The organism is Vreelandella alkaliphila (genome assembly GCF_016107625.1).
GTDB classification, from domain to species: domain Bacteria; phylum Pseudomonadota; class Gammaproteobacteria; order Pseudomonadales; family Halomonadaceae; genus Vreelandella; species Vreelandella alkaliphila.
This window is the reverse complement of the sequence record NZ_JABASV010000003.1, coordinates 238,653-254,544: the sequence shown is the minus strand read 5'-3', so window position 1 is coordinate 254,544 and position 15,892 is coordinate 238,653. Positions and strand designations below refer to the sequence as shown.

Below are 15,892 nucleotides of genomic sequence, written 5' to 3'. Positions count from 1 at the left end.
AAACGACTGGTCTAATATGAAATGAGGGCACTGGGGTCAGTATCAAGGCCAAGATCAAGATCGTGCCCTAAAAAGCCCCCGGACTGGCGCTGCCACAGGCTGGCGTAAATGCCGTTCTGTGCCAGCAACTCCTGGTGTGTGCCGCTTTCCACTATACGACCTTCATCGACCACAATTAACCGATCAAGCATCGCAATGGTAGAGAGTCGGTGCGCAATGGCGATCACCGTTTTGCCTTCCATCAGCGAATCGAGCTGCTCTTGAATCGCGGCTTCCACTTCGGAATCCAACGCTGAGGTGGCCTCGTCCAACACCAGAATCGGGGCGTTTTTAAGCAACACGCGAGCAATGGCAATACGCTGGCGCTGTCCACCGGAGAGTTTAACGCCGCGCTCGCCGACATGGGCGTCTAAACCGCGCCGCCCTTTAGGGTCAACCAACTCGTTAATAAACGTATCTGCATGGGCGCGACACACCGCTTGCCACACATCATCATCGTTGGCATGAGGGCTACCGTAGCGAATATTATCTCGCAGCGAACGGTGCAGCAGCGAGGTATCCTGAGTCACCATGCCAATCTGATGACGCAATGAAGTCTGGGTGACGTCAGCAATATTCTGTCCATCAATCAGGATACGCCCGCCCTGTAAGTCATAAAAGCGCAGCAACAGATTGGCCAGGGTGGATTTACCCGCTCCGGATCGGCCAATCAAGCCAATTTTTTCGCCAGGTTTAATCGTCAGGCTCAGCCCGTCAAAGACGTTTTTACTTTCACCTTTAGCCTGGGCGTACTGAAAACGCAGCGCATCAAACACAATTTCGCCATAGGGCACCGCAAGCGCTTTGGCATTCGACGCATCTTTGATCGTGGGCTCCTGGGCGATGGTATTCATACCATCCTGCACCGTACCAATATTTTCAAACAGGCCGGCCACTTCCCATAAAATCCAATCCGACATAAAGCGGATACGCATGACCAGGGCTATCGCAATCGCTAACACGCCCAGAGAAATAGCGTCAAAATACCAAGCGCTAATCGCCATACCCGCCGTTCCCACCAGTAGCAGCGTATTGAGCAGCGTCAGGCAAACACTCATGATGGTGACTAGCCGCATTTGACGATGCACCGTGTCCATAAAACCTTGCATCGCATCCTTGGCGTAGCCCTGTTCACGTTCGGTATCAGCAAACAGCTTAATCGTTTGGATATTGCTGTAACTATCAACCACGCGCCCCGTCATCTGGGCACGAGCATCGGCCTGAGCCATCGAAACGTCGCGCAGGCGCGGGACAAAAAAGCGCATAATGCCTAAATAACCGATCAACCAAAGCCCCAGCGGCAGCAACAGCCACGGGTCTGCACGGCCTAATAAAATTGCCGCCCCGGTGAAGTACACAATGGCGTAAACCATTAGATCCATAACTTTGGTGACAGTCTCACGGATAGCCAACGCTGTTTGCATGACTTTTTGCGACACTCGCCCTGCAAACTCATCCTGATAAAAGGCCAAGCTTTGGCTAAGCATATGGCGGTGAGAAAGCCAGCGGCCGATCATCGGGTAGTTACCGAAGATGCTTTGGTGGGTCACCAGAGACTGCGCCAGTACCAGTAGCGGCAGGCCGATAATCACTAACAAGCCCACGCCTGCCAGCCAAAGCCCGTGATCCGACCAGAAATTCGCGCGTTCTACGTTACCCAGCCAATCGACCAAGTCGCCCATATAACTAAAAAACACCACCTCCGCCGCGGAAACCAAGGCAGTCGCGACCGACATCAGTAATAGCCACGGCCATACAGGGCGCGAAAAATGCCAAATAAACGGCAGCAGACCTTTTGGTGGCGTGGCAACCTCACCTTCGGGATAGGGGTTCACCCGCCTTTCAAAGTAACGGAACAGCGGCGCTAGCGTACGTGACAACATAGAAAGTCCTTTCGTTACCTTAATAGACAGATGTAGTTAAGAAGATTGGCGACGCAATAGCCAACGAGCCCAAAAAGGGGCCAAGATCATCAGTGTGACCATACGCAGTAAGTGGTGAAATGCTACAAACACAGGATCGATATTAAGCGCGACAGCAAGAATAGCCATTTCACCGATACCACCGGGAGCCAGCGCTAATAGGGCTACGTCACGGCGCACGCCCAACAGCTGATGGATAAGTTCAGCAAACAGTGCTAACACCACCAGTGCAAGCAGCGTCGCCACCCCCGACTGCCATAAATAACGCCCGAGCAGGCGTCGTGTCATGCCTTGAAAACGCGAGCCAATCGCGCTGCCTAGCACCCATAACATGAGGTTCATTCCCCAACTAGGCAACGTAAGGCTTGCCAGCCCAAACCCAGATAGCAAGGCCGCCATAATAAGCGGCGCAAGTAACGCCGAACTTGGAATGCGCAGCCACCGGCCCACGGGTAATAAGAAAGGAATCGTGAGCAGCATCCAGCCGTGCTCAAGGATAGCCTGGGCTGGCCCAATGTCACCAGCACCGCCTTCAAATGCCCAAAACAGGGGAGGAAGAAATAGGATGACGAGAATAATTCGTAGCGACTGGGCAATGGCGATGCGTTGCGGGTCACCGCCACATTGATCGCCGAGCATGATCATTGCCGTCATGGCCCCTGGCGATGCACCAAACCAAGCACTGACCGGGTCGAAGCCACAGCGACGATACCACGCCGCAGCAACCGCGGTGGACGCCGCAACACCTGCCAGCAAGAGTGCTGCCGAGATTGGCCAGTCCAGTACACGATGGGCAAGTTGAGGGGTTACTTGACTGCCCAGTACCAATCCCATAACCGCTAAAAACACGTTGCGCAGCGGCTCCGGTACGCCAACGTTAATTCCTTTTGCCGATACCAGCAGGTTGGCGATCAGTGGGCCTAGCATCCAGGCAAGCGGTAAACCGGCGAGGTGAAAAACGATGCCGCCCACGGCGCCTACGGCAAGCGATGTTACAAGTCCCTTTGCACTTTCTGCGCTGACACGGATGCCTTTCACGCTCTTCTCCACCCTAACCTTTAACGTTAAAACGCAATTGTTAACCTGCTAAGCGTAAACGTTAGCTTACCACTGCTAAGGGCTTTAGGGTGTTAAGAGCTAGGTGTAAAGTGCCTTTTGTTAAGTAGCGATTATTAAGCGCTAGGCTTTAGGTACCTGATGTTAGGCGCTAAGTACCTCTATTTTTAATCTTCGTCATCATCACCGCGCATGCGCGCCTGACGATCAGCCTCTTCCTCAATGGCATCATCAATCACTTCCAATAGCTCATCGACATTGGCTATGTGGCTATCAAGCTCAAAATGGCCAGTCAGCTTACTATCAGGGTGTAGCTTGCCTGCTTCATACAAGGCCCACATTTCTTTACCGTAGTGGGTAGTCAGTAGCTCGGGGGCGAAACGACCGAAGTAGGCACGCATATTATCAACATCGCGCTCTAGCATTGCCGCCGCGCTGTTGTTACCCGCCGCATCCACCGCCTGGGGCAAATCGATAATCACCGGCCCTTCTGCATCAACCAACACGTTGAATTCAGACAAGTCGCCATGGATCAAACCAGCGCACAGCATTCGCACTACGTCTTGAATCACTTTGGCGTGATAGCGCAGCGCTTGCTCCTCGGTTAGGGTCACTTCGTCCAAACGTGGCGCTACGTTTCCCTCGGCATCGCTGATCATTTCCATGAGCAGTACGCCATCAACAAAACCATGTGGCTCAGGCACACGCACATCAGCGGCAGCAAGACGATATAGCGCATCGACTTCCGCATTCAGCCACGCCTGCTCCTGCTCTTTTTGACCGTAGCGAGTCTTTTTGGCCATGGCGCGCGAACGACGACTATTGCGCTCCTTGCGCCCTTCCTGGTATTGCACGGCCTGTTTAAAGCTACGCTGCTTAGCTTCTTTAAAGACCTTGGCGCAACGTACTTCTTCACCGCAGCGCACGACATACACCTGTGCCTCTTTACCGCTCATTAACTGCACCAGCACCTCGTCGATCATTCCATCATCGACCAGAGGCTGTAATCGCTTAGGGATTTTCATGGTTAGCTGCGTCGGCTCCTCTTTACTATCTGTGCACAATCATTAATCGATCAATAGCGAATACGGCGGACGCGGAAAGCGCGCCCTTTGAGTTTGTCACGCTCAAGTTTGGCCTGGGCTTTTTGAACAGCCCCATACTCCACTGCCACATAGGCACTGCGGGCCAGTACTTTAATTTTGCCTACCTGATCACCACGCAGGCCACCTTCGCTGGTTAGTGCCCCTAGGATATCCCCCGGACGCAGCTTGTCTTTCTTACCACCCGCCAACTGTAGTGTTGCCATAGGCGGTTCAAATGGCACTGAATGCTGGGGTTTGGGCAAGGGTTCAGTGGTAATCGGTTGTTCTAGCAAGCCTTCCAACCGCTCCAGCCGATAGTGCTCCTTAGGTGTGACCAGCGTACAGGCAATGCCGCTAGCCCCTGCGCGCCCGGTTCGCCCTACTCGATGCACGTGGACATCAAGCTCACGGGCAATCTGGTAATTAAACACCGCATCTAATTGAGCAATATCTAAACCGCGCGCAGCAACATCCGTTGCTACTAGAATAGACGCACTTTGGTTAGCAAACAGAATTAGGCGACGATCACGATCTTTCTGCTCTAAGTCACCGTTGAGCGCCACGGCGCTAAAGCCGGCATCCACCAGTTGCTCAGCCACTGCCTGAGTTTCGCGTTTAGTGTTGCAGAACACCACGCTGGTCGCTGGCCGATAAACCAGTAGCAGCTGTTGAAGGGCCGCGAAACGCGCCTCTTCATTGGCAACGTCATAGAAGTGTTGATCAATAGTAGTGGCATCATGAACCTCGGCCACTTTGACCATCACTGGCTCACGCATAATGCCGCGGGTCATAGCAGTCAGGCCACCTGAAGCCTGATCGTCTGGGAATGTCGCACTAAACAGCAGCGTTTGGCGATCCGCTGGGGTCTCATCAATGATCGCATCAATGGTGTCTTGAAAGCCCATATCGAGCATACGATCGGCTTCATCAAGTACCAAGGTGGTAAGCGACCCCAGTGTCAACGAGCCTTTGCGCAAATGCTCGTCGATACGTCCCGGCGTGCCCACGACAATATGCGCACCATGCTCCAAGGAGCCTAGCTGCGGCCCAAACGGCGCTCCGCCGCACAGAGTAAGTACTTTAACGTTGGGCAACCCACGCGCTAAACGACGTAGCTCTTCGGCCACCTGGTCGGCGAGCTCTCGGGTGGGGCACAGCACAAGGCCCTGTACAGCAAATGCTTCTACGCGTAACTCAGCCAGCAGTGCCAAGCCAAAGGCAGCGGTTTTCCCCGACCCCGTTTTGGCCTGAGCCAACACATCACGCCCCGCCAACATCGGTGGCAGGCTTTGCGCCTGCACAGGCGTCATTGCGTGATAGCCAAGGGAATCTAAGTTGCTTAAAAGCGCAGGAGAGAGCGCAAGCGATGCAAAAGAAGTGTCAGACACAAAATTATCCTGAAGGGGCTATATTGCCCAGCAAACCTATAATGTGAAGCACCATACCAGAAAGCGCCAACCTATGCCTTGGCAAGGATAGGCGAACGGTACAACATGGGTGGTTGCTAGTCCCATAAATAGTAGATCAGAGATTAGGAAAGAGTCGTTGCTAGCGCCGCAAAACGCCCCTGGCATAACGCTGCTAAGTCGTTCGGAGCAAGCTCAATCTCCAGCCCACGTCGCCCCGCGCTTACATACAGTGTCGAAAATGTCTGCGCCGAGTCGTCGATAAACGTAGGCAAGCGCTTTTTCTGGCCCAGCGGGCTAACACCACCAAGCACATACCCCGTGGTCCGTTCCACGTCACCTGGCGCCGCCATTGACGCTTTTTTCGCCCCTGCCGCTTTAGCAATTTGCTTTAATCCCAGTTGGCTGGTGACCGGTACAATACCAACTGCCAACTGCTTACCATCCAGGATAACTACCAAGGTTTTAAACACTTGCTGAGCGGCAACACCTAGTTTTTCAGCTGCCTCCAGCCCGTAAGATTGCGCAGCAGCATCGTGTTGATACTCATGGATCTGAAACGCAATTCCCGCGTGTTTCGCGCTATTAATCGCCGGTGTCATGGAATTCTCTTAAGTTAACATCGTCAGCTCGTCTGGAAAGGACACTTCTCTCTGCTAAGCTTAATATCGTGATTGGTTTAAGGAAGTCAACTGACAGGAGTCGACCTATGAAAGCAACTTCCAAAGCACAGCAGAAAGCCGCGGGAGCGGCGCTTTCTGCCAAGCGTGGCGAAACAAAGCCTAGTGAACTTTATGATTCCTCTAAAGACATGTATGGCTCAATGAGCGAAGAGGAACTTGAAGAGATGGCAAGCACCCAGCGCAAAGGTAAGCCTCAAAAGAGAGCAAACGACTAAACGCCTATCGGCAACGGCTCAGGTTGAGGCAGCGCTGTCACTGCTGCCTATTCTGCTGCTAATAAATTAAGTTACCAATGTAATGCTGGTCACTGCACGCAGATTACGCTGTTTGCAGTGCTGTTCTACACTTTCAACAATCTCCTCCGCATCATTGATTTGTTGCATATCCAGTTGAATATCAACCATTAAGAAGCTACCAACCTGAGCTAAACGTACGTCGTCATTGGCAATATCGAAGTCTGCCACCTCTTGTACTACGTCCTGGCGAACGCTACCCAACGGCTCGCCAAACATCAATTCGCGCAGCGCACCACGCATCATGCGAATAGGCATCGGCAAGAAGTATCCGGCGATAATCAGCACCATCACAGGATCGGCAAAACGCGCCAGATGAGCCCAAGGGGTCAGCGTTAATCCCCATGTGAGCGCAAAGCCCAGCATCACAGCGGCACTCAGCCATGTGTCCATTTGCCACTGACGCAGCTCGGCAGCCAGCAGTGAAGAGCGCGCAATTCGAGCATAACGGCTCAACCACCACCAAGTAAGTAAACAGCCTGCCACATTCACCACGCCAAACATCAACGCAAGATCTAACGTTACCAGCCGCCCGCCTTGCGCAAGACTCCACACAGCAGACACCATTGAGAACAGGCACACTAACGCGATCACTACGCCTTTAAGCAGCACAGCCAGCGGCTCTACGGTCAGCCGCCCAAAGGGGTAATGATTATCTGCCGGTTTGCGCGCCTGCTGTAACGCAAACAACGACAGCGACGCCAGCACTAAACTTAATAGCGAATAGCCACTATCGAATAAAATAGTAATTGATCCACTGGCAAGCCCGAGCGCAAGGCCGGTAAAGGCAAACAGGCTAGCAGAGACAGCAGAAAATCTGAGCGCACGGCGCTCGGCGACAAAGGGGGTCACGCGAAATACTCCAGTAAAGTATGTTAAACCCAACGCATCATAGTGAGTACACTAACGTTTCACCAATCGCTCAGCGCCAACTTTCTTGGCTCTCAATGGAGTAACCCATGCGCGCAGAACAAGTGCAGGCGTTTATTGACGTTACTGAACATGGCTCCTTTGCGGCGGCCGCGCGACACACAGGGATAAAGCGCAGCACGCTAAGTGCCACAGTGAATGCCTTGGAAGATAGTCTTGGGGTCGTGCTGTTCGAGCGTTCAGGCAATAGCCTCCAGCTCACTGCGGTAGGTGAAAGCGTGCTGCCGGACTGCTACCGACTGCTGACAAGTGCCAGCCGAATCAAAAAACACTGCCAACAGCACCTGCAAGGCGTAGAAAGCCAGCTATGCATTGCCAGGGATGATGCGTTGCCCGAAGCATTTTGGCGACAAGTCATGCACGATTTAAAGCAGCGCTATCCGCTTACGGCCATCTCGGTATATTTATTACCTCCCCAAGAGCACCCACAGTTCGTCCTTCGCCAAACCGTTGATATCGCCTTTGGGTTGTATACCGCTGAAGGTGCCGACGTAAATGCCAGTAATCTTGCACCGGTGAGCATGTGCCTAGTAGCGGCAACGTCGCACCCGCTAAGCCGCTTGCCCAGCGTTACCCGCGATGATCTCGCCCAATATACCCAGGTGTGCTTAACCTATGAGCAGGGCGATAAGCTAGTCAGTGAGGCACTTTTTTCGACAAATTACCTCGGGCTGACCATGTTCGAGGTCATTCGCGATGCCGCTATCAATGGCACTGGCTGGGCACTACTACCCTACCCATTGGTGAAAGAAGCCATAGAAAGCCATCAGCTTTGCGCGTTAAATCATGATCTCGCCCTGGACAGTCACTATTATCGCTACGTAGAGGGTGAAAGCCTGGGCGTAGTCGCCACCGCGCTGCTAACGAAAGTGTCACGCTTTTTAGGCACTACCCGTTGATGCTTTGTAATAGCGTTGAAATAGAGCATTGGAAAAAATTGCTTATGCCTTCCACTCTTTTAAGGAACTTGTAAAAAAGTGCTACATAAGGAGATCAAAAGGACACGCTAGAGAACCGGCACAGGTGAGTGTCATCTAAGCGTAAAGTGCATCTGCCAGTGTCGATGTTGCCGTCAACTAAGGAGTAGTTTCCACGATGGTACGACTCGATAAGAAAGCGACTAGGCTGTATGTCCTAGACACGAATGTCCTTATCCACGACCCCGCCGCGCTCTACCATTTTGATGAGCACGACGTCGTTATCCCCATGACTGTACTCGAGGAGCTAGACAAGCATAAAAACGGCATCAGAGAGATTGCCCGCACAGCGCGGCAAATTAGCCGCACGCTTTCCGACTTAACCAATCAGGTCACCTTCGACGAAATCCAGAAAGGCATTCCTATTCCCCGCATCAGTGGTGAATCGGGCCGCCTACATTTTTTGTGCTACAACGACCTTAAACCCTTCGACTCCCTTGATGACAACCCCGACAACCGCATTCTGGCGGAAACTTGCCGGTTGCGCGATGAGCGTCCGGATGCTTCCGTCATACTGATCACTAAAGATATCAACCTGAGGGTGAAAGCTGCCGCGCTAAAAGTGCCGGTGGAAGATTACCTGAATGATCGCGCCTATTCTGACAGCGATGCCATGATTGAAGGCGCACAGGTTTACGCCACTGCCGGACAGGATGGTGCTTCGCTGTGGGAAGCGCTCAATGTCGAGGTCACCGTTGAACGTGTCGACCACCACACCTTTTATCAGCTAAGTGGCAACATGCCTCGCCATTGGCATGTCGGCATGCTGGTATCCGATAGTGAAAATGGCGCTGAGTTTGAAGCCATTGTCCGTGAGCTTTCACCGTCATCTGCCCGACTACAGCTACTTACCAACTATCGTCACCATGCGGGCGTATGGGGCGTTCATGCCCACGACAGTCGCCAAAACTTCACCCTCAACCTACTGATGGACCCGGACATTGATCTGGTCACCATTGCTGGTAATGCAGGCACCGGCAAAACCTTTATGACACTCGCTGCAGCGTTCCAGCAAACACTGGACGCCAAACTATTTGAGCGCATTGTGTTTACCCGTGCGCCAATACCCATGGGTGAAGATATCGGTTTCTTACCGGGAACCGAAGAGGAGAAAATGTCACCGTGGATGGGCGCCTTCCACGACAATATGGACAACCTATTGCGTAACGAAGAAGGGGAATCTAGCTGGGATAATGGTGCTACTCGGCAGTTAATTGGCTCCAGGGTACAGATTCGCGCACCGAGCTTCATGCGTGGGCGCACCTTAAACGATACGTTCTTGATTATTGACGAGGCGCAAAACTTCACCCCCAAACAGCTTAAATCATTGGTAACCCGAGCGGGCCGAAATACCAAAATTGTCTGTTTAGGCAACGTTGGCCAGATCGACACGCCCTACCTCACCGCCAACACCTGTGGCATGGCTGCTGTTGTAGAACGATTTAGGGATTGGCCCCATGCTGGACACATTACCCTGAAAAGCGTTGAACGTTCACGCTTGGCACTGGCTGCCGAAGAGCTGTTGTAACGTTTGCCGCAAAAACCCTACCGATTCACACTTCCACTAAACAACACCGCCCAGCTTTGCTGGGCGGTGTTGTTTAGTGGCTATTATTTACAAGTTCATTAATCTCGCGGCTCGTGTCGCGTATCAACATTTTCGCTATTCCAGGGATTTTCAACACCCACCGTGTCGGCAGCAAATGCCTGACGCTCGCCAAGTGAGCGAGCAGCTCCCACCGTTGTGTCGTTGCAGGTCTGGCGCTCCATTTCGCAGTTGAGTTCGGCACCAAACAGCACCACAAACGCTGACAGCCAAAACCACAGCATTAGCGCCACAACAGCACCAAGAGAGCCATACAGCTCACTAAAGGTAGAAAAGTACCGTACGTAAAGCGACAAGCCACCTGAGCCTAGTAACCACATAGTGGTGGCAAACAGCGTGCCATAGCTTAACCAGCGCCACTGGGCAGAACGTCGATAAGGCGCGTAACGATACAGCAAAGCAATAAGCACGCTCATCAGTAACAACAGCGCGGGCCAACGCAGCCATTTCAAAACACTATCCACCGGTGGCTCAATCGTCAGCGCATCCACCACTATCGGCACAATGGCGATAAACCCCAGTGACACTAGCGTCATTATGATCAAGCCAAAGGTCAACGATACCAGCACGACACCACGCAACAATAACGGGCGCTTTTCGTGTTCGCCATACACTACGTTTAAGCCAATCACTAACACGGAAACACTTTTCGATGCGATGTACATGGCCACTAACAGCCCCGCAAGCGCTGTCATCACATTGCCAGACTCCGTCGTCTCGACCACCTCTTGAGCCTGCTGATCAATCAAGTTTGCCGCATCCGGTGGCATAAAGCGGCTAATTTCGTAAAGCTGACGACCTGCCTCAATAGGATCAAACAGCAAACCCCAAAGAGAAATAACGGCGGCAATGGTCGGAAATAGCGCCAGCAGGGCATAAAAAGCGATGCCCGCGGCAAAGATAGTAATCCGGTCCCGACGTGCAGCACGCACTACACGCCAAATAATATCGAGCCACCCCTCACGAGGGATATCACCAGGTACGCCAGCTCTACGACCTCGGTACTGCTTACCCACTTAGCCCAACCGCTCGCTCAGCCACTTACCAATATCATTTACCTGCTGCGGGCATAGCGCATGCGCCATCGGATACTGGCGATAATTAACCGTGTAGCCCATTTCTTTTAGGCGTTCGACACCACTGCGACCCAGAGTCTCAGGAACGATGGGGTCGAAATTCCCATGATGCACTTCGATGGGTATCTCACGATTGGAGTCAGCTAAATCGATGCTATCGGCCGTCGCAAAATAGGTCGACATTGCCAACAGTCCGCCAAGAGGCTGAGGGAACGAGAGTGCCGCCTGATAAGCGACTGCGCCACCTTGGGAAAAACCCGCTACGATAATACGACGACTGTCGATCCCTTGATCAATCTGTTCTTCAATCAGCGCCTGGATACGTTCAGCAGATGTTTTCAGCTGCACTTCATCTACCCGACGCCCTAAGTCCATGGCGAGGATGTCGTACCACGCAGGCATCACCATGCCGCCATTAATAGTGACCGGCAAGCGCGGCGCATGGGGCATAATAAAACGCACATGCGCTGAGTCCGGTAGCGTAAGGGCTGGCACTAGCGGCTCGAAATCGTGCCCATCGGCACCCAACCCGTGAATAATAAACACGCACGCATCGGCGGGTTGACCATTTTGCGGTTCAATAATCAGTTCGCCTGGGGCTGTCATGGGCTCTTTCCTTGCTGACGTTAAAAGCGCCACCCTAGCGTAAAGTGACGCGTTGGGCGAGTCATTTGCCTGCTTAAAGCGGCCAAACCATTGGAATAAGGGTTAAGGCAATGGCCCCCGTCAATAGGTTTAAGCCACCACCAACACGCAAGAAATCACTGACCCGATAGCCGCCAGGGCCATGCACCATAAGGTTCGTTTGATAACCAATCGGTGTCAAAAAACTCGCCGAGGCAGCAAACATTACCGCCACCACATAGGGCATCGGGTTAACCCCCAGGCTTTCTGCTGCTGCCATGACCACCGGAAAAATGATCACCGCAGCAGCATTATTGGTCACCAACTCGGTTAACATTGCCACGACGCAATAAGTGGCAATTAATAGCAACAGCGGGTTACCCGCCACCAACGATAGAACACTGCCCGCCAGGAAATCCGCCGCGCCGGATGTTTGCAGCGCAGCCCCTACCCCGAAAGATGCTGCAATGGTCAGCAACACTTGCGTATCCAGGCCACGCTTAGCAGCCCCCACGGAACAACAACCGGTTAATAACGCTAGCGCCGCGCCCAACATGGCAGCATTGAGCATACTTAAGACACCTAATGCCGCCAACAGCACCGCCCCCAACAAAATCGCCCATGCCAGCGGGGCTTTTTCATGAACAGGCCGCGCTGAACCGTTCAACTCACTAATTAAAAGAAAGTCTTTCGATTGGCGGTGGCGCTCAATGAACGGAGGGCGTGCTTCTAACAGCAGCACATCAGCAGGTTGCAAACGGACTTGGCCTAAGTTGCCGGTTACCCGCTCACCACCACGACAGATTGCTAATACAGCAGCGCCATACAGCGTTCTAAAACGGCCGTCACGAATCCGCTGTCCAATAAACTGACACTGGTTCGATACCACCGCTTCAACCAAGCGCCGCTCTTTAAACTCTTTTTCCAAACTCGACGCCGCATCACGAGAAGGAATGAGTCCACGAATCTGCTGTAGCTCTACAGCGGCGTCCGAGGTGCCCACAAAAACGAGTCGGTCACCTGCCTTTAGCTGCTCGCCTGGCCCCACTACACTCACCACATTACCTGCACGCTCAATTTCGACTAGAAAAAGTTCTTGAAGGTGGCGTAACCCAGCTTCTTCCACCGTACGGTCAACCAGTATCCCCGCAGGATCAACTTCCATTTCGATAGTAAACTCGCGAGGGTTAGCAAACGCTTTTGACATCCCCTCTCGTGAGGGCAATAAGCGTGGCCCTAAGAAGATAAGATAAGCAAGACCCACCAGCGCAACAGGGACACCTACCCACGCTAAATCAAATAGCCCCATCTCAAGCGCGGGATAGCGCTCTACTAGCAAACCATGCACAACTAAGTTAGTACTGGTACCAAACAGTGTAATGGTACCGCCTAGAATGGAAGCAAAGCTGAGCGGCATTAAAAGCCGTTGAGGAGAAAGCCTTAGTCGTCGACTCCAACTCATTACAGCAGGGATGTAGGTAGCCACTACGGGCGTGTTATTGAGAAAACCGCTCAGCGATGCCACGGGTAACAGCAGCCGAACAAGTGCACCCCGCTCACTGCTAGGACGACCCAGTACATAGCGAATAATCAGGTCAATACCACCCGTTTCACGAATACTGGCAACCAACACATACATGAAGGCCACGGTAAACAAGCCACTGTTAGAAAAACCGCCCAGCGCCTGCTGCGGGTCAATGACCCCCAAGGTCATTAACACCACGACGGCACCAAGCAGAATAATGTCTGGCCCCAGTCGAGACAGTGTCATTAACGGGAAGATAGTCAGCACTACCCCCACGGCTATCCAAGCATCCAGCGACATATCCTGCATCCCTAACCTAAAATCTTAGGAGCATTGTGCCGCCTCGAAGATATTCTAAAAAGTTATTTTTAGAAACACAGTAAGAACAAAAAAGAATATAGGCGTGAGGCGTGAGGCGTGAGGCGTGAGGCGTGAGGCGTGAGGCGTGAGGCGTGAGGCGTGAGGCGTGAGGCGTGAGGCGTGAACAGGATACCGATTAGATAAAAACGAAAAAACCCCGCTTTCGCGGGGTTTTTTAGCATATTAGCGTTACGCGCTAACAGCGAACATCATCGTTTCTAATTAAAGAACTTTGATGTTAGAAGCCTGAAGGCCTTTTTTACCCTGAGTAACGTCGAAGGAAACCTTCTGACCGTCTTGCAGAGTTTTGAAGCCGTCAGCTTGAATTTCAGAGAAATGCGCGAACAGGTCGTCGCCATTGTCGTCCGGAGAAATGAAGCCGAAGCCTTTAGTGTCGTTAAACCACTTAACGGTACCAGTTGCCATGATCGAAATCCTCGATGTAGCTTGATGTAGAGCCGGGTAATACCCGAGTTGCAGTGGGTAGAACAAGAAACTTTCACCAGACTAAACGCTTGGGCGTTTCGATACTGCTGACAACGTTCGACTTGCTAACCAACTGCATTCAGCATGCGCTTAACTTAGCCGCACGTCAATACTATAGTTAAAAAAAATGTCAGGGTGATGACTAGTCCGCGGACACCATCCACCCTGCTGCTTTCTCAGCAATCATTAAGATAGGTGAGTTGGTATTACCGCTGGTAATGGTCGGCATAATGCTGGCGTCCACAACTCGCAGGCCGCTCACGCCCTTAACACGCAGCTTCGAATCCACCACGGCCCCCGGGTCGTCATCGCGGCCCATTTTCGCCGTCCCAACGGGGTGAAAGATCGTGGTACCAATATCGCCCGCCAATTTGGCCAGCTCTTCGTCGCTTTGATACTGCAACCCAGGCTTAAACTCTTCTGGCTGATACTTAGCGAATGCCTGCTGCTCGGCAATCCGCCGCGTAACCCGTAATGAGTCTGCCGCCACCTTGCGGTCTTCTTGCGTGCTCAGGTAGTTAGGCTCAATGGCGGGCGCCGTTTGTGGATCACGGTTTTTGATCCTTACCGAGCCACGGCTTGTGGGGTTAAGATTGCAGACACTGGCGGTAATCGCAGGAAACCCATGCAGTGGCTGGCCAAACGCGTCAAGGCTTAATGGCTGTACGTGGTACTCGATGTTGGCGTGCTGATACTCGTCAGAACTGCGCGTAAAGATACATAACTGAGAAGGCGCCATACTCATCGGCCCCCTACGTTTCAACACGTACTCCAAACCAATCTTGGCTTTACCCAGTAGAGTACTGGCCATGGTATTAAGCGTTTTTGCCCCTTTCACTTTATAGACAGAGCGAATCTGCAAGTGGTCCTGCAAGTTTTCGCCTACGCCAGGTAGCGCTGCCACCACATCAATACCGTGCTGTTGTAATAGCTCGGGCGCGCCAATACCGGAAAGCTGCAGAATCTGTGGCGAGCCTATTGCCCCTGCGCTCAACACCACTTCTTTATTGGCTGTCACGTTGATCGTTTTGCCTTCACGCAAAAGCTCTGCGCCTACGCAGCGCGGTTGGCCATCTTGCGGTTCAAATAGCAGACGATTGACGTGGGTAGAGTGCCAAATCGTTAGGTTGGTGCGTTGCTTGATCGGCCGCAAAAACGCTTTAGAAGTATTCCAGCGCCAGCCATTGCGCTGGTTGACTTCAAAATAGTTAACGCCTTCGTTATCACCACGATTGAAATCATCAGTGCGCGGAATACCCGCTTGCACCGCCGCCTCGGCGAAATCATCTAATACTTGCCAGCTTAAGCGCTGTTTTTCGATCCGCCATTCGCCACCATGGCCATGGTAACGGCGATGATCGGCATCGCCATCACCGCCTTCATCCAAACGGTGATGGTCTTCGTGTTTCATAAAATCTGGCAAGCAGTTCTCCCACCGCCAGGCGTCATCGCCGGTCAACTCGGCCCAGTGATCGTAATCCCGTGCCTGACCACGCAGATAAAGCATGCCATTAATGCTGGAGCAGCCACCTAGCGTTTTACCCCGGGGATAAATCAGTGAGCGACCATTGAGCCCTTTGTCAGGCTCGGTACGAAACAGCCAGTCAGTGCGCGGGTTGTTGATGCAGTAAAGATAGCCCACCGGAATATGAATCCAGTGGTAGTTATCCGGCCCGCCTGCTTCAATTAGCAACACCTTATTACTTGGGTTAGCACTGAGTCTGTTAGCCATCAGGCACCCTGCGGTGCCTGCGCCGATCACAATATAATCGAAGTTATTATTAGTAACATGTGACATGAACGGGCTCCCGTAACGTAATGGCG

The 15,892-nt window shown here is 52.6% G+C and carries 14 protein-coding genes; 3 read left to right on the top strand and 11 right to left on the bottom strand.

From position 1 onward, the window contains the following. Positions 1-11 precede the first annotated feature (11 nt). The 5 genes from JFC11_RS06350 to ybaK all read right to left on the bottom strand — a co-directional run bounded on the left by JFC11_RS06350 (position 12) and on the right by ybaK (position 6,110). Positions 12-1,922: an ABC transporter ATP-binding protein gene (locus JFC11_RS06350; protein ID WP_269438820.1), complete on the bottom strand. Its 1,911-nt coding sequence runs from the start codon at positions 1,920-1,922 to the stop codon at positions 12-14. Between the two features lie 36 nt (positions 1,923-1,958). Next, entirely contained in the window at positions 1,959-2,999 is a 1,041-nt protein-coding gene (locus tag JFC11_RS06345) for an AbrB family transcriptional regulator (protein ID WP_198349003.1), read from the bottom strand. Positions 3,000-3,184: 185 nt separating this feature from the next. Next, a complete protein-coding gene (locus JFC11_RS06340) occupies positions 3,185-4,042 on the bottom strand; it encodes a PA4780 family RIO1-like protein kinase (protein ID WP_095603924.1) in 858 nt (285 codons plus the stop codon). Positions 4,043-4,092: 50 nt separating this feature from the next. Beyond that, complete coding sequence (dbpA, locus tag JFC11_RS06335) at positions 4,093-5,490, bottom strand: ATP-dependent RNA helicase DbpA (protein ID WP_193059402.1); 1,398 nt, start codon at positions 5,488-5,490, stop codon at positions 4,093-4,095. Positions 5,491-5,633: 143 nt separating this feature from the next. After that, positions 5,634-6,110 (bottom strand): Cys-tRNA(Pro) deacylase, encoded by a 477-nt coding sequence (ybaK, locus tag JFC11_RS06330; protein ID WP_193068509.1) that lies wholly within the window; start codon positions 6,108-6,110, stop codon positions 5,634-5,636. A gap of 107 nt (positions 6,111-6,217) precedes the next feature. On the opposite strand from ybaK, the gene JFC11_RS06325 reads away from it, so the two are divergent. Beyond that, positions 6,218-6,406, top strand: a complete 189-nt coding sequence (locus tag JFC11_RS06325; protein WP_198349002.1) for a DUF3008 family protein — start codon at positions 6,218-6,220, stop codon at positions 6,404-6,406. Positions 6,407-6,472: 66 nt separating this feature from the next. Here the strand turns inward: JFC11_RS06325 and JFC11_RS06320 are convergent, their stop codons facing one another. Continuing rightward, positions 6,473-7,336 carry a cation diffusion facilitator family transporter gene (locus tag JFC11_RS06320; RefSeq protein WP_198349001.1) on the bottom strand — a complete coding sequence of 288 codons (864 nt, stop codon included), beginning with the start codon at positions 7,334-7,336 and terminating at the stop codon, positions 6,473-6,475. A 107-nt stretch (positions 7,337-7,443) separates the two neighbouring features. Between JFC11_RS06320 and JFC11_RS06315 the strand changes: the two genes are divergently transcribed. Together JFC11_RS06315 and JFC11_RS06310 are read left to right on the top strand one after the other, a co-directional pair. Continuing rightward, positions 7,444-8,313 carry a LysR family transcriptional regulator gene (locus JFC11_RS06315; RefSeq protein WP_038477383.1) on the top strand — a complete coding sequence of 290 codons (870 nt, stop codon included), beginning with the start codon at positions 7,444-7,446 and terminating at the stop codon, positions 8,311-8,313. A gap of 196 nt (positions 8,314-8,509) precedes the next feature. Further along, positions 8,510-9,919, top strand: coding sequence for a PhoH family protein (locus tag JFC11_RS06310; protein WP_193085645.1), 1,410 nt, complete (start codon positions 8,510-8,512; stop codon positions 9,917-9,919). 98 nt (positions 9,920-10,017) lie between these two features. Here JFC11_RS06310 and JFC11_RS06305 read toward each other — a convergent pair whose 3' ends face one another. From JFC11_RS06305 to JFC11_RS06285, 5 genes are all read right to left on the bottom strand, one after another. After that, complete coding sequence (locus tag JFC11_RS06305; protein WP_198349000.1) at positions 10,018-11,013, bottom strand: YihY/virulence factor BrkB family protein; 996 nt, start codon at positions 11,011-11,013, stop codon at positions 10,018-10,020. Further along, complete coding sequence (locus JFC11_RS06300; protein WP_193067675.1) at positions 11,014-11,679, bottom strand: alpha/beta hydrolase; 666 nt, start codon at positions 11,677-11,679, stop codon at positions 11,014-11,016. It abuts the gene before it with no gap. A gap of 73 nt (positions 11,680-11,752) precedes the next feature. After that, positions 11,753-13,522, bottom strand: a complete 1,770-nt coding sequence (locus JFC11_RS06295; protein WP_198348999.1) for an SLC13 family permease — start codon at positions 13,520-13,522, stop codon at positions 11,753-11,755. A 282-nt stretch (positions 13,523-13,804) separates the two neighbouring features. Continuing rightward, the gene (locus JFC11_RS06290) at positions 13,805-14,008 is read right to left on the bottom strand and encodes a cold-shock protein (RefSeq protein ID WP_009101184.1); all 204 of its coding nucleotides are present in this window, start codon (positions 14,006-14,008) and stop codon (positions 13,805-13,807) included. 202 nt (positions 14,009-14,210) lie between these two features. Continuing rightward, positions 14,211-15,866 carry a GMC family oxidoreductase gene (locus JFC11_RS06285; protein WP_198348998.1) on the bottom strand — a complete coding sequence of 552 codons (1,656 nt, stop codon included), beginning with the start codon at positions 15,864-15,866 and terminating at the stop codon, positions 14,211-14,213. Positions 15,867-15,892: the final 26 nt, after the last annotated feature.